The following is a 22,410-nucleotide window of genomic DNA, read 5'->3' as shown; positions in this document are numbered from 1 at the left end:
GCAAATCCGCACCGGCTTCGGCCGCCTGCCGGCGTCCTCGCCCGCGGGCTAAAAACGCTTACGCGTTTTCTTTACGCCCGCGCCCTGCATAGAGTTCGATTCTCCGCGGTACGGGGATGACGCTGGCGCAGGGCGTTGCCGACTGTCATCCGATCGGCATCGCATCTATATAGGGTCGAGGCTTTGCGCGGAGAATCCGCGTATTTGCTTCGCAAATCCGCACCGGCTTCGGCCGCCTGCCGGCGTCCTCGCCCGCGGGCTAAAAACGCTTACGCGTTTTCTTTACGCCCGCGCCCTGCATAGAGTTCGATTCTCCGCGGTATCTATATGTAATAAAAAAAGCAGGTAGAAACACTTCTCTACCTGCCTGTAACTATTGGTGGAGGCGCGGAGAATCGAACTCCGGTCCACGAAAGCCCCCTGATTGGCATCTCCAAGCTCAGTCGCTGGTTTAGTCTCGGACGCTTTGCGCGCAGCGACACGCTCGCGGCATCCCAACCGGTTCGGTCTTAGCCCGCGCCATACCGATTACGTGCGCGGGAGCATTCCCCTAACATGACGTCGCGCCGGTGTCGGGGAAATCACCGGGTTGACGCGCCGCTATAAACTAAGCAGCGAGAGCCATAGGCTCAAAAGAAGAGTTGTTGTCAATTCAATTTGACGGTACCCCTGTTTAACGAGGCGAGGAGACCTCGGCTTGCTTCCTCTCTCAGAGCTATCGTGTCGAAACCAGTCGCCCCCGAATGTTGGGAAAGTCTGGATGGTATCGGGCCTGCAAACACCCGATAACCGTCGACTTTTCAAGGAACACGCGGGGTAAACCCCGCTCGTGGATAGCTATCTTACCACGTTCTAAAGGCAGACACCTGCTCTATGCACGAGCTGTGAAGACCCTAATGTGCACCATACTTCGCATTTTTGCCACTGAACGCGTCACGTATATTTTCCCCAAGCAAAATTGACCCGTCGAAAGGACCGTTATGGATACCAAGCAGCAACTCGTCAATGCCCTCGCAGGCCTGGGCTCAACCATTACCGAAGCCATGGATGTCATCGAAGGCTTTGTCCCCTGTGGACATCCCGCCCTCACGGTATCGAACGCCCTTGTTGCGCTGGACGCTGACGATGATGCAGCTCTCGCCCAGCAGTTAGAGACCGTCGCGGGCTTTATCGACCACGTGAGCGAGAACCGCGGCGTGGCCGCCTACCACGGCATCGAGGTCGAGCTCGCGGGTCCCAAAGCCGATCTGCTCGCAGCAATCCGCGAGGTAGGCGCCCTTATGCAGACCGCAGGCGTCAAGAACACCCAGGTCAACGAGTGGGTCTACCGCAGTCTAGCAGCACTAAACGATTCCGACGAAAAGGCCGCCGAGAAGCTCGTCGAAGCTCCCGTCATCAAGGCAGCGCTTTTGTAATTAAAGGATGCGTGGCCTTCTGAGCGCCGACGTTCCGAAGGCCACGCAAACAGTTCGCGTTAACCGATAGCCGCGCCACCACGTTCGGCCAAAGCTAGAATCGGCATCATTTGGCGCGGGGTCTTTGCTGCAAGATCGGCATGTTCGAGCAGCTTGCGATTGTTGGTCACCAAGTAATCGATCTGCGCGCGCTTGCACGCGGCGAGCACCAAGTTGTCCTCGTAATCGCGATGGAGCGCTAAGTATTTGTCGGCCAGCCAAAGGCCCGATGCATCAGCGCCCACGGCCGTGGCGTTTTCGGTCATGTTCCGAACAAACGCCAACGCCGCATCGCCAATTGCACGGACAGATGCCTCGTCGAGCGCTCCCCCGCCGGCAAGAACGCTACGCTTCAGCTCGTGTTGGACAACGTGCAGCACGTCCTTGGCGATATGCACCGGAAAGAACAGCAACGCCCCCGTCTCCGTCGCCTGCCCAATAAACGCGCACGCGGCAAGCGACTCGGTATGCTCGGCGCAAAACGAATCGACCCATACGTTGGCGTCCACCATAATCTTAAGGGGGCCTCCACTCACAGGATCATCCCCTTTTGGCGATAATGCTCATCCATAGCTTCGGAATAGACTGTGTCCCAGCTGCGGTCATCAGACGCAGATGATGTATCGATGCCCAGGTCCGCGTAAAGCCGATCCACCGCCGCCCATGATGCGACAAACGGCGAGGTGCCACCAGCACTAGGCGGTTGGTCGTCAACGGCCGACAACACCTCTTCGCGCGAACCGCCACCCTGCGCTACCTTGGCCACCACCTTTTTGATGAGCTCGGACAGTGTCCCGCCCGAAAGCCACAGCGCCTCCTCGGCACGGTTCTTGACCTGGCGATCCACGCAAACGTTCACCTGCGCCATGCCGCTAGCAGCACCCACGTCGATCTCGCTCCCTTCAATTGCTATCCTCGATAGCAACACTATATAGAGACGCTATCAATTGGGGTCAAATGCAAAAGGCCTGCGCCCGGACGACACCGATGCCGTCTGGGCGCAGGCCAGATAACGTGGGCAAACACGTCTGCTAACGCAGGTAAGCCTTCGCGTTGCTCAGGCTGTAGGCGATCGTCGAGCCGTTGTGCAGCAGCGACGATGCCTGCGAGGCAATCGCGCCGGTACTGCCCAGTGCCAAGAGCGCCGAGTTGGTGTGCATCACCTTAGAGTAGGAGCTCGTCAGACGATCAACGAGGCCCTGGCTCATACGGCGCAGGCGCACGATCGCAGCAAGATCCGTATCGGTCAGGATGATATCGGCGACCTCCTTGGCGATGTCGCTTCCGCCACCCATTGCAAGCCCCACGTCGGCCAAACCGAGCGCCGACGAATCGTTGACGCCGTCGCCCACCATGGCAACGTGGCGCTCCTCGCCCTTAATACGCTCCACATACGCGTACTTGTCCTCGGGCAGCAGCTCGGCCTTAAACTCGTCGACCCCTGCCTCTCGCGCAATGCGCTCGGCCGTGCGCTCGGAATCGCCTGTGAACATAACGACATGCTTGACGCCCAGAGCATGCAGGTCGGCGATGACCTCACGGACCCCAGGCTTGAGCGGGCCCTCGATGCCGAGCACGCCGACGACCTTTCCATCGACCGCCAAATACAGCGGCGACAGGCCCTGCATCTGAGGCTCGATTTGCTCCTTAATGTCGGACTCGAGCTGCGCGCCCTCATCCTCAAATACAAAGTGGGCGGAACCGATGATGGCGCGACGCCCTTCGATGGACGAAGCGATGCCGTGCGCCACGATGTACTCGACGGCAGCATGCCGCACGCAATGCCCTGCACGCAGGCATTCTTTACCGGAGCGCTGGCGAGCAGCTTGATGCCAGCCGTACCAAGCAGAAAACCGCCACCGACAAGCAGGGTGTTAAACGTCGACTTCTACATGTTGCTTCTCCCTTTTGCCGCATTGGACACGGCACGGTGCCTCAGCACCCGAGTGAATAAGTTTACTAGCGTACACTTTTGGATAATAGTTAAAAAGGACTAACTATTAAGGTCAAAAATGGTTAACTTTCTGGAAATCTTAGGGTGCAGGCCGGCCGACTTTCGACAATCCGTCTGCCGCAACGTACATCTCCGGCATCCAAGAAAGACTCTCCCCCGTCCCAGCAAATCGAGGTCTAATACTTTTCCCGAGAAGTGAACGAGCAAAATCGGGCCCCTGAAGCATCCGCATTTTTTAGTAACAAAACCGCAGGGAAAACTCGGCAAAACCGCAGGAAACAGCGTCCAAATAGTGTCGATGCTTCAGAGGTCCAAATAAGGTCGTTCACTTCTCGGGAAAGTATTAAGCTTCGCTTTCCACAGCCCAAAAATGTGACCAAGAGACCGTCCCTGCGCCACATCCACAAAAAAATGAGGGTGCCAACGGCACCCTCATTCACCAAATTCCATTCAGCCCGACTGACCAGAACGGCTGAGTCGCCACGGAACCCGGGAGCCCCGGCAGGGCGGGCGCTTGCTCAAAATGAGTTCCCTTCAAAAACAATGGGCGCGCCAACGGCGCGCCCATTCACTCTATTTCCATTCAGCCCGACTGACCAGAACGGCCGAGTCGCCACGGAACCGAGGGGCCGGGCGCAGGGCCTTGCCTCTCAATGAGTTCCGCACGAACAGGAGGCGCCAGTGGCGCCTCCGTCGTGAGTCAGGACTGTCCGAAATTGAGAGGCAAGGCCCTGCGCCCGGCCCCTCGGTTCCCGCTTACGAGAGCGAGGTTCTCAGCAACTCGTTGAAGAGCTTTGGGTTACCCTTGCCGCGACTCGCCTTCATGCACTGGCCCACCAAAAAGCCGATGACCTTCTGGTTGCCGTCACGATACTGCTGTGCCTGCTCGGCACAGTTTGCCAGCACCTCGTCCACAATCGGCTGCAGCGCGCCGGCATCGCTCACCTGACGCATACCGCGCTCGTCGACGATCTTGTTGGGGTCGTCGCCGGTCTGGGCCATGGCCTCAAAGACCTCGTGAGCCTGGTTGGAGCTGATGGCATCGGTCGCCAGCAGCTTGGCAAGCGCTGCCACCTGAGCCGGCGCGATGCCGGACTCGGCGAGCGACACGCCCGCGCCCTTAAGGTAGGCGATCATCTCGTTCACCAGCAAGTTTGCAACCGTCTGGGCCTCCTTGCCAGCCATACCGGCAGCGGAGGCCTCAAAGAACTCGGCAAACTCCGGGTCACCGGCGATTTGCTCGGCATCGGCCGCCTTAATGCCAAAATCGGCCTCAAAACGGGCGCGCTTGGCATCGGGCAGCTCGGGAATCTCACCTCGGCAGCGATCGATGAACTCGTCGTCCAGATCGAACGGCGCCAAGTCGGGGTCGGGGAACAGACGATAGTCGTCGGCCGTCTCCTTCACACGCATGACCACGGTGCGCTTGCGGCTGGGCTCCCAGTGGCGGGTCTCCTGATAGATAATGCCGCCCTCCTCGAGCACCTCGGCCTGGCGGCAAATCTCGTAGGCAAGGCCGTCGTGCAGGCTCTTAAACGAGTTGAGGTTCTTGAGCTCGGTTTTGGTGCCCAGCTTGGTCTCGCCGCGGCGGCGCAGCGACACATTGCCGTCGCAGCGCATGGAGCCCTTCTCCATGGAGCAGTCCGAAATGCCCAGCGTCACAAAAATGCGACGGAGCTTTTCCATAAACAGGCGAGCCTCCTCAGGCGTACGCAAGTCGGGCTCGGTGACGAGCTCAATCAAAGGCGTGCCGCAGCGGTTGTAGTCGACGAGCGACTCGGCAGCGGCGGTAATGCGGCCCTCGGCACCGCCCACGTGCACCATCTTGGCAGCGTCCTCCTCCATGTGGATGCGCAGGATGCGGATGGGCACCGTGTAGGAACCGTCCTCGCGACGCTCGGGCATCTGCAGGTTGGACGCGTCATAGCTGGCCAGATGGCCGGCGCGCTGGTTGCCCTCGCGCATGGTCGACGTCATGGACGTGGACAGGCCCTCGGCGTTGGCCGAGGCGCTCGCCAGGCTCTGGGCCTCGGCCTCGCCAAACGCGCAATCGGGGCGCTCTGCCGCGCCGCGACCAGTCACGTCCAGGTCCAGGTGACCGTACATGGCAAAGGCGACTGGACCCTGCGTGGTCTGGAAGTTCTTGGCCATATCGGGATAGAAGTAGTGCTTGCGGTAGAACATCGAGTGGCGCTGGATCTCGCAGTTGGTGGCGAGGCCGGCCTTAACGATGCTCTCGATGGCGCGCTTGTTGGGCACCGGCAGGGCGCCGGGCAGGCCCAAGCACACCGGACACACGTTGGCGTTGGGCTCGTCATCGTGGCTGAGCTTGCAGTTGCAGAACATCTTGGTATCGAGTGCGGTGAGCTCGGTATGAATCTCCAGGCCGATCACGGCCTCCCAATCCTGCAGGACCTCGGAAAGCTCCTTCATTACAGCTCGCCTCCCTTCCCGGCAAAATCGGGTGCGACGGAAAGCACGGGCGCACCCGTGGCGGCATCGGCAAAGCCGCGCTCCAGGGCGCGGGCAAACGTGAGCAGCTGACGGTCCTTAAACGCCGGACCCACCAGCTGGGCAGAAACGGGCAGCTGAGTATCCTCGCCCAAGCCCAGCGGCACCGAGATACCACCGTTGCCGCAAATGTTGAGCGAGATGGTGTACAGGTCGGAGAGGTACATCTGCGTGGGGTCGCTGATCTCGCCAAACTTAAAGGCCGTGCGCGGCGAGGCGGGCATGAGGATGGTGTCCACCTTGGCATACGCGGTGTCGTAGTCCTGCGTGATGAGCGTGCGGGCCTTTTGCGCAGCGTAGTAATACTTGTCGTACACGCCCGAGCTCAGCAGGTAGGCGCCGAGCATCTGACGGCGCTTGGCCTCGGCGCCAAAGCCGTGGGCGCGCGACAGCGAGCTCTGGTCGGACAGGTTGGCGCAGCCCTCCTCCTGATAGCCGTAGCGAATACCGTCGAAGCGGGCCAGGTTGGAGAACGCCTCGGCCGGGCCGATGACGTAGTAGGCGGCGATGGCGGCATCCAGGTGCGGCAGGTCGACCTCGACCAGCTCGGCGCCCTGGTTCTGCAGCTCCTGGGCGGCGCGCTGAACAGCGGCCTTGACCTCGCACGTCAGGCCCTCGGCCTCCATAAACGCGGGGATGATACCCACGCGCTTACCCTCGATGCTATCGTTGAGATGCTCGGTAAAGTCGACGGCGCAATCCTGGCTGGTGCAGTCGTAGGGATCGTGGCCCGCGCCGGTAAGCGCGTTCATGGCCAGCGCGACATCCTCGACCGTGCGGCCGAAGGGGCCCACCTGGTCGAGCGACGAGCCAAAGGCGACCACGCCGTAACGGCTCACGGCGCCATACGTGGGCTTAAAGCCCACCACGCCGCACAGCGACGCCGGCTGGCGAATGGAGCCGCCGGTGTCCGAGCCCAGCGAGAGCGCGACCTCGCCCGCGGCGACGGCGGCAGCGGAGCCGCCCGAGGAGCCGCCGGGCACGCGCTCGGTATCCCAGGGGTTGTTGGTGCGGTGGAACGCCGAGCTCTCGGTGGAGCTGCCAAAGGCAAACTCGTCCATGTTGGCCTTACCCATGGGCAGGCAGCCGGCATCGAGCATGCGCTGGACGCAGGTGGCGGTGTAGACGCTCTGGTAGTTCTCGAGCATGCGGGAAGCGCAGGTGGTGCGCGTGCCCACAAGGTTCATGTTGTCCTTGATGGCCAGCGGCACGCCCGCGAGCGGGGGCAGTGGCTTGCCTGCGGCACGATCGGCATCCACGCGCGCGGCGGCCTCGAGCGCAAGCTCGGGCGCCACCTGCAGGAATGCCTGGACCCCGCCCTCGCGCGCCTCGATGGCGGCAAGGGAGGCCTGGGCCACCTCGGTAGCGGTAAAGTCGCCGGCGGCAACGCCTGCGGCGATCTGGGCGGCGGTAAGGGAATCGAAGCTCTGCGCCATTACTCGCTCTCCCCCTCTCCCAAAATGGACGGCACGCGGAAGTAGCGCTCGCGCGCGCTGCCTGCGTTTTCGAGCGCGACGTCGAGCGGCAGATCGCGCTCGGGCTCGCGCAGGTCATCGCCCATCACGTTGGACAGGCTTCCGATGGGATGGAACGTGGGCTCCACGTCGGGCAAGTCATATTGCAAGACGGGCTCGAGCATCTGGACGGCATCGTTCATGTAGGACGTCATCTGGGCGAGCTCGTCATCGGTCAGTGCGATCTTTGCGTACTCGGCGATACCGCGCACGTCTTTCTCGCTGAGTGCCATAGGCGCTCCCTTCCGCATAACAGTTAAACCGCTCTAGTATACAAGGCAACGCCGGCTTGGAGCAGGCGCTTTACCCAAATGCAGCGAAAACGTAACGAGGGCGGCGGTTGGCAGGCGGCGGGCCGGCGGTTCTGCAGCGAAACCGCACCGTCCATAGCAAAAACCGCCACAAAGGTGCCTGCCCCCTTTGTGGCGGCCAGATCCGCAGGATGGCATGACCCGGGGCGCAAACCATCACAACATTCGACGTTATTCGGCAAAATCGCGATTTTCATCGAATGTTGTGATGGTTTTTACTGCTTTGCGGCACAATCCAAATGCCAGCGTCCAAACAGCAGCAGTGCCGCGGGAACCGCCGTCACGACCATACCCGCCCCGATGAGCGTCTGCTGCACGCCAAACGTCGCCGCCAGCCACGGGGCAATCGCCAGCGGCGCCACGCCGGCGAACATGTTGCCAAAGCCCATGACCGAGTTGACGCGACCGAGCTGTTCGAGCGGGGCCGTCGTTTGCACGATCGTGTTGTGGAGCGGGTTGACGACGCCCCAGGCCACGCCCAGGGCAATCTGGCCGACAAGGGCTACGCCCACGTACGGCGTTCCCACGTAGAGCAGGCTTCCCAGGCCCACGGACAGAAGCGCCACAAGCAGCGTCTTAAGGTTGACCAGGTACGGCGGCAAGCGGAGCGCGACCACGGCGCCCAGCACCGCGCCCACGCCGCAGGCAGACGAGAGCCAGCCCATCCACTCGACACCGACATGCAGAACATCACGGTAGAAGAATGACTCCAGTGGATCGAAGGCGCCATAGCCAAAGTTCGAAAGGAAAATAATGCAGAACAGCAGGGCGAGGACGCTGTTGGTAAAGACTGTCTTGATGCTGGTCACGAAGGTGACGCGGGTGGATTTATTGGAGTCGGAGCTTTGATTGGCAGTACTTGCCGTTGTGCTGCTATCCGCGGGAGCACTTTCGCGCGCGGCGACGCGACCTGCTTGCGGCCTAAAGCCCCAACCGGCGACGAGCGCCAGTACGGTAAAGATCATCATGAGCAAAAACACCGCGTGTGACGATGCAGCCGCCGCGACAAAGCCGCCCAGTGTGGGGCCGACGATAATGCTCACGTTGGAGGACATGGTGATGGCGGAGTTGATGTCTTTGAGCTCGACGGGGTCGTCGGTGAGATACGCCGGATAGGACGTGGCGACGGGCTGGGCGAATCCTATCACAAAGCCCAGGAGCACCGCGCCGGCAAGGACTGTTCCGGTCGCGCTGCCACAGGCGAGGATTGCCGCGCCGGTTGCCAACGTGCCGAAGATACTCGCCCGGAAATGCCGGCACGGACCCCAAGCGTCAAGCGCCGCTCCACCCGCAAAGGATCCCAGGATCACGAAGACGTTCATAAACAGGACGGCCAGCGATGTCGCAACGACCGAGGCATCGTCTGCATAGGTGAGCGTTCCGATGACGCCGATGAAGTAGCTGGTCTGAAAGCCGGTATATATGAGGAAGCGCATTGCCACCAGGTGCTTAGCCTGCGCGGACAACGAAGGGTGAGGTTTTGAGAGAAGAGATACGAGCACAGAGACTCCTCGTTTCATACGAATACGGGCGGTGGACATTCGCCGCCGTCTGTCAAATCAATCTATCCGCATGAAACATTAAGGACGCATCAGGACCCTTCTCTCCGTTTTTCGCCCGTCATGAACTACTTGGTAGATTGTAAGGCATGTCACAAAAATCTACCAAAGCAAAAACCACCACAAAGATGCCTGGACCCTTTGTGGTGGAAATGACGTTTGCCCAGATAGAACCTGCCAAAATAAGCCTGTCCCTTTTTGGCAGGTTTTAGGCCAGATGGTCTTGGATAAGGTCGCAGATGGCGCGGGCGTCGTTGATGTTGATGGCTCGGGTCGCAAAGCCTGCGTCGAAGGCCTGACGTGCCAGGGCTTCGTTGCAGGCAAGGGCCAGCGTGCGGCCGTCGACCAGGTCGAGCGAGCTCTTGCCACGCAGACGGTCGACACCGGAGCGCGCGACCACGATGTTGTCGAAGCCCTCGGTCTTGTAGCCCTCGATGATCACCACGTCGACATCGTTGTAACGCGACAGCAGCTCGCGCGCGGGCATCTCGTCCCCCTCGCGCGTGTCGGCGTACTCCGCCCAGCGCGTGGCGCAGATGAGGCCCACGTGCTTGGATCCGGCTTGGTGATGGCGCCAGGTATCCTTAGCGGGCACGTCGATATCAAAGCCGTGGTGCCCGTGATGCTTGAGCGAACCCACGCGCAGGCCGCGACGGGTGAGCTCGGCGATAACCTTCTCGACGAGCGTGGTCTTGCCCGAGTTTTGGTAGCCGATAAACGCGATCGCGGGGACGGCCGGTGTCGGAGCTGCGGGCGCGACGGCGACGGGTGCGCTCGCGGGTGCGGCACCGTCAGTGGCCACGGCCTCAACAGCAGCAGCCTGACGCTCTGCGCGGTCCCATACGCCCGAGCGGCCGCCCTCCTTGTGCAACAGGCGCACGTCGACGATCTCCATACCGCGATCAACCGCCTTGCACATGTCATAGATCGTTAGGCACGCGGCACTCGCGCCGGTCAGGGCCTCCATCTCGATACCCGTCTTGCCCGTCACGCCGGCCGTAACCAGTACGTGAAAGCCAACCTGCCCGTCCGCGCGCGCCGGTGCCCAGCCCTCGGGCACGTCCTCGGCCGGCGTCCCCGCCGGAGCGATGGGCGCAATGTCGCACTTGCTCTTGGTAATGAGCAACGGATGGCACATGGGAATGATGTCGCTCGTGCGTTTGATGGCCATGATGCCCGCCACGCGCGCGCAGGCAAGCACGTCGCCCTTTTTGGCGCGGTCCTGCAGCACCATGGCCTGTGTCTCGGGATGCATGAGGATGGTGCCCTCGGCGATGGCGATGCGATGGGTCTCGGCCTTGTCGGACACATCGACCATGCGCACCTCGCCCTTGGCGTCCACGTGCGTCAGCTCGTTGCGACGTGCGTCACGGGCGGGTTCGGTGGCCGCGCTGGAAGTCGGCTGCGCGGACGCGTCGGCGTTGCCAGCATTCGCCGCGGCCGTGACTTTGTGGGCAGACATCGCGGCCCTGCGAGCGGCCTTGGTGGCGTCGGCGTACCTGCTCTTGGCCATATGATCATCCTCCGATTTGGGACATAAATCGTTGCGTGCCCTCAATTATCGCGTGTTCCTGCGGTTTGTGGGCCACGGCATCGCGCCAAATCGAAAGTACCTGCATATCATCACCACGGCGCAGGGCGTCGCGCACCGAATACTCGGCATCGCTAAACAGGCATGGACGCACGTTGCCATCGGCCGTCAGGCGCAGACGGTTGCAATTCGCACAAAAATGGTTGGACATGGCGCTAATAAAGCCAACCGTTCCCGCCGCGCCCGGAAAGCGCCAATAGCGCGCAGGGCCCGCGCCGGCAGGAGCATCGTTGATGTCGAGCGGCTCGAGCTCGCCCAGTCCCCTCGCGGTGGCCCCGGCATTGATGCGCGCCCGCAGCTCGTCACTCGGCACGGTATCGCTCGCGTCCCACAGCTCGGGATTGAGCGCGGGCGCATGCGGGTCCACAGCGCAATGCGAGCTCGTGCGCTCGTCGCCGATGGGCATATATTCGATAAAGCGCAGGTGGATGGGACGGTCGAGCGTGAGCCGCGCGAGGGCCGCCACATCCTGGTTGAGCCGGCGCACAACAACGCAGTTGACCTTAACGGGCTCAAAGCCCCAAGCCAGCGCCGCGTCGATGCCGGCCATGGTCTGCTCGAGCCGACCCAGGCGCGTGATCTTTCCAAAGAGCGTAGGGTCGAGCGTGTCGAGCGAGATGTTGACGCGGTTAAGCCCGGCATCTTTGAGCTGCGGCGCCAGCTTGGGCAGCAGGGCGCCGTTGGTGGTGAGCGAGATGTCCTCGATCTGAGGGATCGCGCGGATGTCGCGAATAAGCGGAATAATACGGCGGCTGACCAGCGGCTCGCCGCCCGTCAGGCGCACGCGGCGAATGCCCTCCCCCGCCACCAAGCGCACAAAGCGGGCGATTTCCTCGGCGCTGAGTAACTCGTCGTGTGCACGGGGCGCCACGCCATCGGCCGGCATGCAGTAAATGCAGCGGAAATTGCACTTGTCGGTAACGGCAATGCGCAGGTAGTTGATATCGCGGCCAAAACCGTCATGCTGCACGTGCCCGTCCACGCAGCCCTCCCCTCACGCGGCGTTTTATTCTTCGAAAAACATAATACCCCACGAGAGAATCATGCCGACACCCGTACGACAGGAGAGGTCGCTTCGAACAAGGCCGGCTTCCCAAGCCCATCCTCAACACGCAAACCTTGACTCTATAATCGTTGTAGGGTTTTCACTACACTGGTACGTAAACAGACCCAGCCAGAAAGCCCCACCTATGGAACACGACCTCACACGCGGCAATGTCCTTAAGACCATCGCGGTCTTTGCCCTGCCCTATATGCTCTCGTACTTTTTGCAGATGCTCTACGGCATGGCCGACCTGTACATGATGGGGCAGTTTAGCGGTGCCGCCGGCATCACCGCCGTGGGCAATGGCGCGCAGACGCTCTATATCATTACCGTGACGCTCGTGGGTCTGGCCATGGGAACGACGGTTATCGTCGGCCACGCCGTGGGCTCGCGCCGCTTCGATCGCGCCGAGACCGTCATCGGCAACACCATCACGCTGTTTATGGGTGTCTCGGTAGTGCTGGCAGCCATCCTGCTCGCACTGTGCCCGCAGATCGTGGCACTTATTGGCACGCCAGCCGAGGCAGTCGAAGGAACCGCCGCCTACCTGCGCATCTGCTTTGTCGGCATTCCGTTTATCGCCGCATACAACATCCTCTCGGCCATTTTTCGCGGCCTAGGCGATTCGCGCTCGCCCATGTACGTGATCGGCGTGGCGTGCATCATCAACATCGCGCTCGATTTTCTGTTTATCGGCCACTTGGGGCTCGGCCCCGTGGGTGCGGCACTCGGCACGGTAACCGCCCAGACGGCAAGCGTTGCCCTCGCGCTCGTGTGGCTTAAGAGCCGCCGTACGAACATCCACGTTAAGCGTAGCGACCTGCGTCCCCAGCCCGAGGTGCTCGGCAGCATCCTTAAGATCGGCGTGCCCGTGGCCGTGCAGGACGGCTGCATCCAGGTGGCGTTTATGTTTATCACCGTCATCGCCAACCACCGAGGGCTCGTCGACGCCGCCGCCGTGGGCCTGGTCGAAAAGATGATCAGCTTTTTGTTCATTGTACCGAGTTCCATGGGCGCCACCGTCAGCGCACTCACGGCGCAAAACGCCGGCGCGGGCAAGGGCGACCGTGCGCGTCAGGTGCTCAAAGACGCCATGACCATCTCGGTGGTGTACGGCTGCCTGACCACGGTGCTGATGTGGCTGGTGGCGCCGGCGTTTATTGGCTTTTTTGCCAAGGACGCTGCAGTAGTCGCTGCCGGCACCGGCTATATGCGCAGCTATATTTTCGACGCGATTTTTGCCGGCATCCACATTTGCTTTAGCGGCTTTTTCGCTGCATACGGCAAGAGCTACATCGGCTTTGCGCACAACGTGCTGGCCGTGGCACTCATTCGCGTGCCGGGCGCGTGGCTGCTGTCGAACGCCTATTCCGACACGCTGTTTCCCATGGGCATCGCCTCGCCGTGCGGGTCGATTCTGTCGGCAGTCATCTGTGTTGTCGCGTTTACCGTGCTCAACCGGCGCGGGGCTTTTGACAAGTTAGCAGCGTAGCGGGGCAATGCGAAATCTCCCTCATTGACGACATCATCAGCGACGACCCCGCGACCTACGTGACGCAGATCACGATGCCGGTTTCCCCAACAAAGTAAGAACCGCCCGGAAGGCATCGCGCTTTCGGGCGGTTCTTCAATTTGACTATTGATGCCTTAAGCCTGGGGCACCTCACCGGTAGCCAAGATCTGCTCGAGTGCGTCCTCGTCCAGCACGGGTACGCCCAGCTGCTCGGCCTTGGTAAGCTTGGAACCCGCTTTGGGACCGGCAACCAGATAGCTCGTCTTCTTTGACACGCTGCCCGAAACCTTGGCGCCGAGCACCTTGAGCGCCGCGCCCGCCTCGTCGCGCGTGCGGTTGACGAGCGTGCCGGTGAGCACGAAGGTCAGACCCGCGAGCGGCTGTGCGTCGGCGAGCTCGCCTGCCACGCCAGCGTCGGCTGCGGCTTGCGCGTGCGCGGCGCCCAAATCGACCTCGAGCGAAAGGCCCGCCTGGCGCAGACGTTCCAGGACGGCAAGGTTCTCGGGCACGGCCAGGAACTGCTTGACGCTCGCCGCAATCTTGGGGCCGATGCCCTCGCACTCGGCAATATCCTCTTCGCTCGCCAAGATAAGCTTGTCAATCGACAGGAATCGCTCGGCGATGACCTCGCCCACGCTCTTGCCCACGTGACGGATGCCCAGGGCAAACAGCACGCGACCGAGCGGCTGACTCTTGGACTTGTTGAGCTCGGCGATGATTTTCTCGGCCGTCTTGAGGCCTACCGGAATGGGGTCGCCCTTCTTAACGCCCTTTCTGCTGTTGGAGCTGGCATAGGTGCGCCCCGTGTCCAGGCCGGCGATGTCGTCGACCGTGAGCTGGTAGAAGTCTGCGACGTCGTGAATCAGCCCGGCGGCGATCATCTTGTCGACGATCTCGTCGCCTAGGCCATCGACGTCCATGCAGCCGCGGCTCACCCAGTGGAGCAGGCGCTCCTTGAGCTGTGCGGGGCAGTCGATGGACACGCAGCGGTAAGCCACCTCGCCATCCTCGTGGACCACGGGGCTACCGCACACGGGGCAGACCTCGGGCATCTGCCAGTCGACCGAATCGGCCGGGCGCTTGTCGAGCACCGGACCCACGACCTCGGGGATAACGTCGCCCGCCTTGTGCACGATGATGGTATCGCCCTCGCGCACGTTTTTGCGGCGGATCTCGTCGATGTTGTGCAACGTGGCGCGCGCGATGGTGGAGCCGGCAACCGTCACCGGGTCGAACTCGGCGACCGGCGTGAGCACACCGGTGCGGCCCACCTGGATGCGAATTTCGCGCAGGATGGTCTGCTTTTCCTCGGGCGGAAACTTAAAGGCAATGGCCCAGCGTGGTGCGCGAGCGGTAAAGCCCAGGTCGAGCTGCTGCTGGAAGCTGTCAACCTTTACGACCACGCCGTCGATGTCGTAATCCAAGTCGCCGCGGTGCTCGAGCGCCTGGGCACAGAACTCGTGGACCTCGGCCGGCGTGGCACAACGAGCCACGTTGGGGTTGACGCTAAAGCCGGCGCTACGCAACCAGTCCAGAAACTCGCGCTGGCTGTGGACGTGCAGCGGATCGGTATCGGCGATGGCATAGATAAAGGTGGCCAGGTCGCGGCGCGCCGTGACCTTGGGATCCTTCTGACGCAAGGATCCGGCAGCGGCGTTGCGCGGGTTGGCGAAGGGGTCGCGGCCCTCGGCATCGGCCTCTTCATTCAGGCGAACAAAGCTGCCCTTGGGCATATAGACCTCGCCGCGTACCTCGATGGTGCGCTCGCGGTCGGTGCCCATATGGGCGAGCGCCGGCTCGGATAGGTGCATGGGCACATCCTTGATAGTGCGCACGTTGAGCGATACGTCCTCGCCCGTGGTGCCGTCACCGCGCGTGGCGGCGCGTACGAAGGTGCCGTTTTGGTAGGTAAGCGCGACGCCCAGACCGTCGATCTTAAGCTCACAGGTATAGGTGACGCTACCGGCACCGAGCGCATCCTCGGTGCGCTGGAGCCAAGCGTCGAGCTCGTCCAGATCCATGGCATCGTCCATGGAATACATGCGCGCCATGTGCGTGACCGGCGTAAACTGCTCGCTCACGTAGCCGCCCACGCGCTGGGTATAGCTGTCGGGCGTCACCAGGTCAGGGTAGGTAGCCTCGATTTCCTGCAGCTCAACGAGCATTTTGTCAAAGGCAGCGTCCGTGATCTCGGGCGCATCGAGCATGTAGTAGCGGTAAGCATGGTAATCGAGCTCGTGGCGCAACTCAGCCGCGCGCGCTGCCGCCTGGGCACGGGTATCGGCCGGCGCAGCGGTATCCGTGCTCGCTGGCGTTTCGGTATCGATGTCCACGCCGTCACCAAACAGGCTCGATTGCTCCATAGCGGCACTCCTTCGCTCGATTTCAAACGGATACTAGAGTACCACCGGTCTCAATGGGGCCGAATAGCAGTCTCAAACCGCACCGAATTGGCAGCGACCGGACCAGGGTTGGACAGTTAGTTCAGATTTGTATAATTACGCGCGCCGAATCGAGCTGAAATACCGGCTTTTCGCCCCAATCAATCGTTCTGGACGGCAAATTAGGTTTGCTTCCGTCTTCGAGACACCCATCTCGGCCCGTCTTTCATTTCAAAACCGCTCAAAACACGCCTCAGACCGCACCCGTTTTATACAAATCTGAACTAACTGTCCAAGCCCTTCCGAACCATGCCCTTGCCATTTCTAAATGATCCGTTTTCCTCCGTCCCCAACGGATCAATAAGAGAAGAGGGGCTGTCCCGCGCTGGCGGAACAGCCCCTCTGGCTTCGATATGTGCGATACAGCTCGTTAGAAACCCTGACCGTAGCCTTGCCCCTGACCCTGTTGGCCCAGCAGTTCTTCCAGGTACTGGCGCAGTTGCTCGTCGGTAATGCCGCCGTTGCCGGTGTCGGTCGCGCTGTCGTTCTGCTGCTGGTTCTGCAGCTCCTCATCAGAACCCAGCTCGACCGTGACCTTTTTCTCTTCCTTGCCGCGCACGAGCGTGATCTCGACCTTCTCGCCCACCTCGTGGCTGCGCAGCGCGATAATCAGGCCATCGGCGCTCGTAATCTCATCGTCACCCAGCTTGGTGATGACGTCGCCCTCTTGGATGCCAGCCTTGGCGGCAGGACCGTCCTCGACGACACTTGCCACATACGCGCCGCTATCGGTGCCGAGATTGTTAGTGCGGGCGTTGAGCGCGTTGACGCTCGAAAGCGTGGCGCCCAGGTACGGATGAACCGGCGTCTTGCCGTCGATGATCTGGTCGGCGATGTTCTTGGCATAGTTGACCGGAATGGCAAAGCCCACGCCCGAGCTGGAGCCCGAGTAGCTCTCGATAAGAGAGTTAATACCCACGAGTTCGCCATTGTCGTTAACGAGCGCGCCGCCGGAGTTGCCCGGGTTGATGGCGGCATCGGTCTGGATCATGTTGGCGTAGATGGTGTTGCCGCTGGTAGAACTCATAGCCGTGGAGCGATACAGCGCCGACACAATGCCCGTGGAGACAGATTGCTCGTTGCCGAACGGCGAGCCGATCGCCATAACCCACTCGCCCACGTTGAGCTTGGAGGAATCACCAATCTCGATCGGCGTGAGCTTGGAGGCGTCAGCATCCTTGAGCTTAATGACGGCGAGGTCGCTCGAGGCGTCGTTGCCCACGAACTCGGCCTCGTAGGTGGTACCGTCGTCCATGGTAACCACGTACTGATCGTAACCATCGACCACATGGTTGTTGGTGAGGATGTGGCCCTCGGTATCGAGCACCACGCCCGAACCGACGCTGCCCGAACCATCCGACTCGTCGGCAGACTGCGAAAGCGAGCCATTCTGGCTACCGCTCGAAGTGGCGGTGATGGAAACGACGGAGGGCAGGGCCTTGGCAGAAACGGCCTCGGCAAGCGTGGTGTCCTCGGAGTCGATCGTAATCTTTTGCGTCGATGAACCCGAAGCACCCGCCGTCACGACATTCTTTCCGCCGCCAATGTTGAGCGTGCCACTCATAATGAGCGCGATGACCAGCAGGGCGCCGCAGGCGCAGCCGGCGAGCGCCGTAATAAAGATCGGCAGCTTTTTGGTCCTGGTCTTGACCACCGTGTGCTTGTTTACAACCTGCTGACCGCCCAGCGGCTGGCCGGTCTGTGTGTCGTAGGCCTGCACGTAGGGAATGTTGCCGTCGGCAGGCGTCGACTCCACCTGCACGCGCGGCTGCTGCTGGGTCTCGCCAGCGTTGCCCGCATCCTGGGGACGCTGGGAATCGTTCTCGCTCATGACTGCGATCCTTTCGTCTAATAACCAAAGGCCCGCCAAACATGTGGCGGGCCATCATTGTTCACGTTGAGTTGTACCCCAATATGCGGGCGAACGTGTATGAGAACGCAATCTTTAAGGAATGCTTAAGTTCTGCTGCAAACTCGAAAGGGATCCACGCATGCGGCAAAACCACCACGAAGGCGCCTGCCCCCTTTGCGGTGAAAAGCTAGTCCTTAAACAGATAGCCCACGCCGCGGACGGTGGTAATGTGCGCCGCGATCTGCGGGCCCACCTTGGAGCGGATGCGTCGGATGTGCACGTCGACGGTGCGCGTGCCGCCGCAGTACTCAAAGCCCCACACGCGGTGCAGCAGCACTTCGCGGCTGTAGGCGCGGTTGGGGTGCGTCGCCAAAAAGCTCAGCAGCGAGTACTCCATCAGCGTCAGGTCGATGGGCTCGTCGTCGAGTGTCACCTGGTAGGTAGCCAGGTTAATCTCGAGGTTATCGATGTTGAGCACATCGTCGGCGGTGATGGTCTCCTCCTCGCCCATCAGGCGCTGCGCACGAGCCTTAAGCTCGTTGGGTGTCGCCGTGGGGCATACAAAGTCGGCATGCGCGTGATTGGGCAGGCGCAGGGTGCCGAGCGCCTCGTCGTCGACGATTACCAACATGGGAACGCCGCCGCGGTCGTCGAGCCATTTGGCAATCTGATCGATGCGGTCGCTGCGGATGCCATCGGAATCGAGGATCAGCAGGTCAAAATCGTGCGCCGCAGTCGGCGAATCGGGGGTTGCCAGGCTCACCTCGACACCCAGGGTGGTCGTCAAGCTGCGGGCAAACTCGTGGAAGCGCGTCGTGCGCGCCATGAACAGGGCACTCTTTTCGGACATATCGGCCTCCAAGGAAATGAGCTCAATCGTACTGGAACAAGCCGGCGCGATTAGGAGTTCGCCAGGTAGTGCTTGATCTCCCACTCGGTAATCGTGGACTCAAACTTATGCCATTCGTCGCGCTTCTTTTTGAGGAAGAAGCTGTGGATGTGCTCGCCGAGGGCATCCTTCATAAACTGCGAGTCCTCAAACACGTCGAGCGCCTCTTTGAGCGAGCGCGGCAGCGGCGTATAGCCGGCCTCGACCATCTGACGGTCGGTAAGCTTGAGCGTCTCGGCCGTTGCCTCGGGCGGGAGTTCCAGCTTGCGCTCGATGCCGTCCAGACCAGCCGCCAGCGTGACGGCGTTGACCAGGTACGGATTGGCCATGGGATCGGGGCTGCGAAGCTCGATGCGCGTGGACAGCTGCTTGCCGGGCTTGTAGACCGGGATGCGGACCATGCTCGCGCGGTTGCGCAGGCCCCACGTAGCGTACTGTGGCACGGAGTCGCCGCCCGTGGTGATGCGCTTGTACGAGTTGACCGTGGGGTTGGTGATGGCGCTGATCTCGCGCGCGTGTGCCAGAATGCCGGCCATATAGTGCTTGGCGATATCGGAGAGGTGGTACTTCTCGTCGTCCTCGCCCCAAAAGACGTTGTTGCCGTCGTGGTCGAACAGCGACTGATGCAAAAACATGGCGCTGCCGTCCTCGCCCGCCAGCGGCTTGGGCATAAAGGAGGCGTGGCAACCGCTCTCGTAGGCCTGCTGCTTAATGATGAGTTTGGCCGTGGTGATGGCGTCAGACATGCTCAGGGCCTCGGCGTGACGCAAGCTAATGCCGTGCTGCGAGCGGCCGGCGGCGTGGAAGGTGTACTCCACGGGCACGGACATCTTCTCGAGCGTGAGCACCGTATTGCGGCGCAGGTCGCGAGCGGCATCGCTCACCGAAAGGTCGAAGTAGCCCACGTTGTCGAGCGGCTCGGGGGTGTGCTCGTCGGGGAAGTAGTAATACTCCAGCGCGGCACCCACGTTGAGCAGGTAGCCGGCCTTCTCGGCCTTATAGAACATGCGGCGCAGGGCGTCGCGCGGGTCGCCGGCAAACGGCTTGCGATCGGGAGTGCACACATCGCAGAACACGCGGGCGACGCCGTTATGGCTCGGGCGCCACGGCAGGATCTGGAAGGTCGAGGCGTCAGGGAACGCGAGCATGTCGGCTTCCTCGGGCGTGGCAAAGCCCTCGATGGCGGAGCCGTCAAAGCCAATACCCTCCTCGAAAGCGACCTCGAGGTCTTCGGGACTAATGGCAAAGTTCTTGAGGCGGCCGAGAATGTCGACAAACCACAGACGCACAAAGCGGATGTCACGCTGCTCTACGGAACGGAGTACGTAATCGATGTTCTGCTGGTTCATGTCGCTCCCCTTTCTTTCGGGCGGGTTTCGACTGGTCTATATCGCAGATACTATCGCAGAAAAATGTTTCCGCAGGGTTAAAGCGTATCAAGCGCCCAAAAAACGTGCGCGAACAGGCAGTTACGAACGAGCGGCTAGCGCGAGGTCGAAGCGCGGTGTTCGATGTGGCCGGGAACCTCGATGCGTTTAGGCGCCAGCTTTGCGGCATCGCCCACGGTGGTGGTAACAACGTCGATACGCTCGGAGAGGCGATCGACCACGCGCTCGGCGATGGTGAGGGTGTCCTGCGCGGCCGTGGTGACTCCGCCAAAGAGCACATGGTTCCAGGGACAGTCGTCAAACGTCGCGATCTTGAGCCCCGCCGGCAGCGAGGGACCAAGCTGCGCCAGCGCCTCGGTCAGGCTCAGGAAAACCAGGCCGTTGACGGCAATGAGGCCGAGCTCTTTTCCTGCATAGCCGCGGATGGTCTCGTCTAGGCGGCCGACGCCCGTGGCGCCGCCATCGGCCAAGGTGATAACCTCGCCGGCAAGGCCGCGGCGCGAAAGCTCGTCGGTAAAGGCCTCGTCGCGCTCGCGACGGACGGAGCTGTCGTCGCTTGCTTCGGTGAGCAGGCACAGGCACTCGCTGCCAGCGGCGGTCAAGGTGTCTACCAAGCCGGCGACCAGCTCACGGTTGTTAGATGTCACCAGATCGACACCGCCATCGGCAACGTCGCGGTCGAGCAGCACAACGGGCAGGCGTCCCGCTGCCGCGACGATCGCCTCGTCGTTACCACCGCAGGTATTGACGACCAGGCCGTCCACGCCAGCGTCGATAAGCCTGGTGAGCGACTCGGCCTCCTTGGCGGGATCGTTGCCGCTAATGGCTGTCATGAGCGAGCAGCCGCGCGCGGCGGCGCTGGCGGAAAGGCCCTCGAGCATGGCGCTGGAGAACGGGTTGGCGATGTCGGCCAAGATCACGCCGATGAGGTTGGTACGCGAGCTGCGCAGATTGCGCGCGGCGGCACGTGGGCGATAGCCGGTACGCTCGATAACCTCCGCAATGCGAGCACGGGTTTCCTCGGTCATTTGCCCGGGGCGGTTATTGAGATAGCGCGAGACCGTGGCCGGGCTCACACCCGCCTCGACGGCAATGTCCTTGATTCTCATCTGCGCCATAGCGCACCCCGTTTCCCCATTGTCGGCAGTCTGAGCCATTTTAGGCATTTTTTAAAATTCTCGGTTGCAAAACGCTGTAGGTGAGCAGCATCGTTTTTGCGTCTCGAGCAGATGCGATAATGGGCTAGATAGCCGAGTCTTTGGACAGCTCAAAATAATCGGGATGTAAGGCGATAACCGGACCTTGCTCTTCGGGCATCAGGTGCAGGTGTGTCTCTGCCAGATAGCTCGCCGCGTCGGTATCGCCCCTCTTAATGGCCTCGAGAATCCGGCGATGCTGCCGACGAATCGGCTCCCAATCTAGATCCTGCGACACCATACGCAACCAGTTGTATCGCTCAAAATGCGTATTGACGCTCTTCATCCAATCCCACAACATGTGACGGCCGGCAATCTCAAAACACGTCTCATGGAACAGGTTGTCCAGGTCAAAGAAACGACGCGTTTCGCCATGGTCGAGCGACTCGGACTCGGCAAGAATCTGATCGAGCCGATGCTTTTGCTCGGGCGTGGCGACCGAGCAGCATTTAATGAGTACGCTTCGCTCGAGTTTCTCGCGCAAGAAACAGGCGTTCTCGGCGCGCTCCATGCTGATCTTAGAGACGTAGGTGCCGCTTTTGGGACGCGTTTCCACCAGCTCCTGCTCACGCAGGCGCACAAAGGACTCGCGAATGGGCGTACGCCCGATTCCCGTCTCCTTTTCCAGACCAATCGCCGAAAGGCGCGTGCCGGGCTTGAGCTCGGCATAGATGATCTTGGAGCGCAGTGCATTGTATGCCTGATCTTGCAAGCTTTGATTATGCTGGTGCTGTTCCATAAAGCCCTCGGATGAAGCCCACGGTTTGCCGAATATCACCACGTAATACTATCGCATCCCCCATTCCCTCAGTTGCGGTGAAATAGGGCGCGCTCACGTCGCTAGGATCACAAGAGCAAGCGGCGGCATCCCGAAACCCGGGACACCACCGCTGTTTTGCTATCGGATGGCGCAGAGACGCCCCATTACAGTCTGAAATAGGCCATCGATAAATTTCGATGGCGAGCATTCGGCGCATTGCCTACGATACGGGCAAGCCCCGAGGGGCCGCCGATCGGGCGCCTCCGGATGGCCGTCTGCCCCTGCCCCGTAGAGGGCCCGGGGGGTGTTGCCACCGGGGGCTGTTGATGTTCACTAAGAAGTGGTCCGAGTGATCACTGGGAAATGAGCACCGTGAGCACGAAAAATTGAGCAGTTTAAGCAAGAGGGCCGCGCCCCGGGGACCGGGGGCGC

The 22,410-nt window shown here is 61.4% G+C and carries 17 protein-coding genes and 1 other RNA gene; 2 read left to right on the top strand and 16 right to left on the bottom strand.

The features are described from left to right. Positions 1-377: 377 nt before the first annotated feature. Positions 378-741: a transfer-messenger RNA gene (gene ssrA / locus ACTQX9_RS09165) on the bottom strand. A 239-nt stretch (positions 742-980) separates the two neighbouring features. Here ssrA and ACTQX9_RS09160 point away from each other — a divergent pair. Beyond that, entirely contained in the window at positions 981-1,415 is a 435-nt protein-coding gene (locus tag ACTQX9_RS09160) for a hypothetical protein (protein ID WP_441042550.1), read from the top strand. 59 nt (positions 1,416-1,474) lie between these two features. On the opposite strand, the gene ACTQX9_RS09155 is transcribed toward ACTQX9_RS09160, so the two are convergent. The 9 genes from ACTQX9_RS09155 to moaA all read right to left on the bottom strand — a co-directional run bounded on the left by ACTQX9_RS09155 (position 1,475) and on the right by moaA (position 11,876). Continuing rightward, positions 1,475-1,990 carry a type II toxin-antitoxin system VapC family toxin gene (locus tag ACTQX9_RS09155; RefSeq protein ID WP_441541313.1) on the bottom strand — a complete coding sequence of 172 codons (516 nt, stop codon included), beginning with the start codon at positions 1,988-1,990 and terminating at the stop codon, positions 1,475-1,477. After that, positions 1,987-2,340 carry a hypothetical protein gene (locus ACTQX9_RS09150; protein ID WP_441541311.1) on the bottom strand — a complete coding sequence of 118 codons (354 nt, stop codon included), beginning with the start codon at positions 2,338-2,340 and terminating at the stop codon, positions 1,987-1,989. The genes ACTQX9_RS09155 and ACTQX9_RS09150 overlap by 4 nt, the downstream gene beginning before the upstream one ends. Positions 2,341-2,485: 145 nt before the next feature. Next, positions 2,486-3,232 (bottom strand): HAD-IC family P-type ATPase, encoded by a 747-nt coding sequence (locus ACTQX9_RS09145; protein ID WP_441541309.1) that lies wholly within the window; start codon positions 3,230-3,232, stop codon positions 2,486-2,488. Between the two features lie 932 nt (positions 3,233-4,164). Then, entirely contained in the window at positions 4,165-5,841 is a 1,677-nt protein-coding gene (gene gatB, locus ACTQX9_RS09140; protein WP_441042508.1) for an Asp-tRNA(Asn)/Glu-tRNA(Gln) amidotransferase subunit GatB, read from the bottom strand. Further along, positions 5,841-7,355, bottom strand: coding sequence for an Asp-tRNA(Asn)/Glu-tRNA(Gln) amidotransferase subunit GatA (gatA, locus tag ACTQX9_RS09135; protein ID WP_441042509.1), 1,515 nt, complete (start codon positions 7,353-7,355; stop codon positions 5,841-5,843). The genes gatB and gatA overlap by 1 nt, the downstream gene beginning before the upstream one ends. Next, entirely contained in the window at positions 7,355-7,666 is a 312-nt protein-coding gene (locus tag ACTQX9_RS09130; RefSeq protein ID WP_138339680.1) for an Asp-tRNA(Asn)/Glu-tRNA(Gln) amidotransferase subunit GatC, read from the bottom strand. Before ACTQX9_RS09130 ends, gatA begins: the two co-directional genes overlap by 1 nt. A gap of 293 nt (positions 7,667-7,959) precedes the next feature. Next, the gene (locus ACTQX9_RS09125; RefSeq protein ID WP_441042510.1) at positions 7,960-9,246 is read right to left on the bottom strand and encodes an MFS transporter; all 1,287 of its coding nucleotides are present in this window, start codon (positions 9,244-9,246) and stop codon (positions 7,960-7,962) included. Positions 9,247-9,511: 265 nt separating this feature from the next. Next, positions 9,512-10,816 carry a molybdopterin-guanine dinucleotide biosynthesis protein B gene (mobB, locus tag ACTQX9_RS09120; protein WP_154518584.1) on the bottom strand — a complete coding sequence of 435 codons (1,305 nt, stop codon included), beginning with the start codon at positions 10,814-10,816 and terminating at the stop codon, positions 9,512-9,514. Between the two features lie 4 nt (positions 10,817-10,820). Beyond that, positions 10,821-11,876, bottom strand: a complete 1,056-nt coding sequence (gene moaA / locus ACTQX9_RS09115) for a GTP 3',8-cyclase MoaA (RefSeq protein ID WP_441042511.1) — start codon at positions 11,874-11,876, stop codon at positions 10,821-10,823. 208 nt (positions 11,877-12,084) lie between these two features. Here moaA and ACTQX9_RS09110 point away from each other — a divergent pair, with 208 nt between their 5' ends. Continuing rightward, entirely contained in the window at positions 12,085-13,431 is a 1,347-nt protein-coding gene (locus tag ACTQX9_RS09110; RefSeq protein WP_441541305.1) for an MATE family efflux transporter, read from the top strand. 155 nt (positions 13,432-13,586) lie between these two features. Here the strand turns inward: ACTQX9_RS09110 and ligA are convergent, their stop codons facing one another. The 6 genes from ligA to ACTQX9_RS09080 form a co-directional block, all read right to left on the bottom strand. Next, positions 13,587-15,815 (bottom strand): NAD-dependent DNA ligase LigA, encoded by a 2,229-nt coding sequence (ligA, locus tag ACTQX9_RS09105; protein ID WP_441541303.1) that lies wholly within the window; start codon positions 15,813-15,815, stop codon positions 13,587-13,589. 448 nt (positions 15,816-16,263) lie between these two features. Beyond that, positions 16,264-17,724 (bottom strand): S1C family serine protease, encoded by a 1,461-nt coding sequence (locus tag ACTQX9_RS09100; protein WP_441016383.1) that lies wholly within the window; start codon positions 17,722-17,724, stop codon positions 16,264-16,266. A 208-nt stretch (positions 17,725-17,932) separates the two neighbouring features. Continuing rightward, positions 17,933-18,595, bottom strand: a complete 663-nt coding sequence (locus tag ACTQX9_RS09095; protein ID WP_427728642.1) for a response regulator transcription factor — start codon at positions 18,593-18,595, stop codon at positions 17,933-17,935. 50 nt (positions 18,596-18,645) lie between these two features. Further along, on the bottom strand, positions 18,646-19,983 hold the full coding sequence (locus ACTQX9_RS09090) for a glutamine synthetase family protein (protein ID WP_427795045.1): 1,338 nt from the start codon (positions 19,981-19,983) through the stop codon (positions 18,646-18,648). 134 nt (positions 19,984-20,117) lie between these two features. After that, complete coding sequence (locus ACTQX9_RS09085) at positions 20,118-21,140, bottom strand: LacI family DNA-binding transcriptional regulator (protein ID WP_441541300.1); 1,023 nt, start codon at positions 21,138-21,140, stop codon at positions 20,118-20,120. A gap of 124 nt (positions 21,141-21,264) precedes the next feature. After that, a complete protein-coding gene (locus ACTQX9_RS09080) occupies positions 21,265-21,957 on the bottom strand; it encodes a GntR family transcriptional regulator (protein ID WP_427719797.1) in 693 nt (230 codons plus the stop codon). Positions 21,958-22,410: the final 453 nt, after the last annotated feature.

The organism is Collinsella sp. LCP19S3_F2 (assembly GCF_052121015.1).
In the GTDB taxonomy this organism is placed as follows: domain Bacteria; phylum Actinomycetota; class Coriobacteriia; order Coriobacteriales; family Coriobacteriaceae; genus Collinsella.
This window is presented reverse-complemented; position numbering and strand designations above follow the sequence as displayed.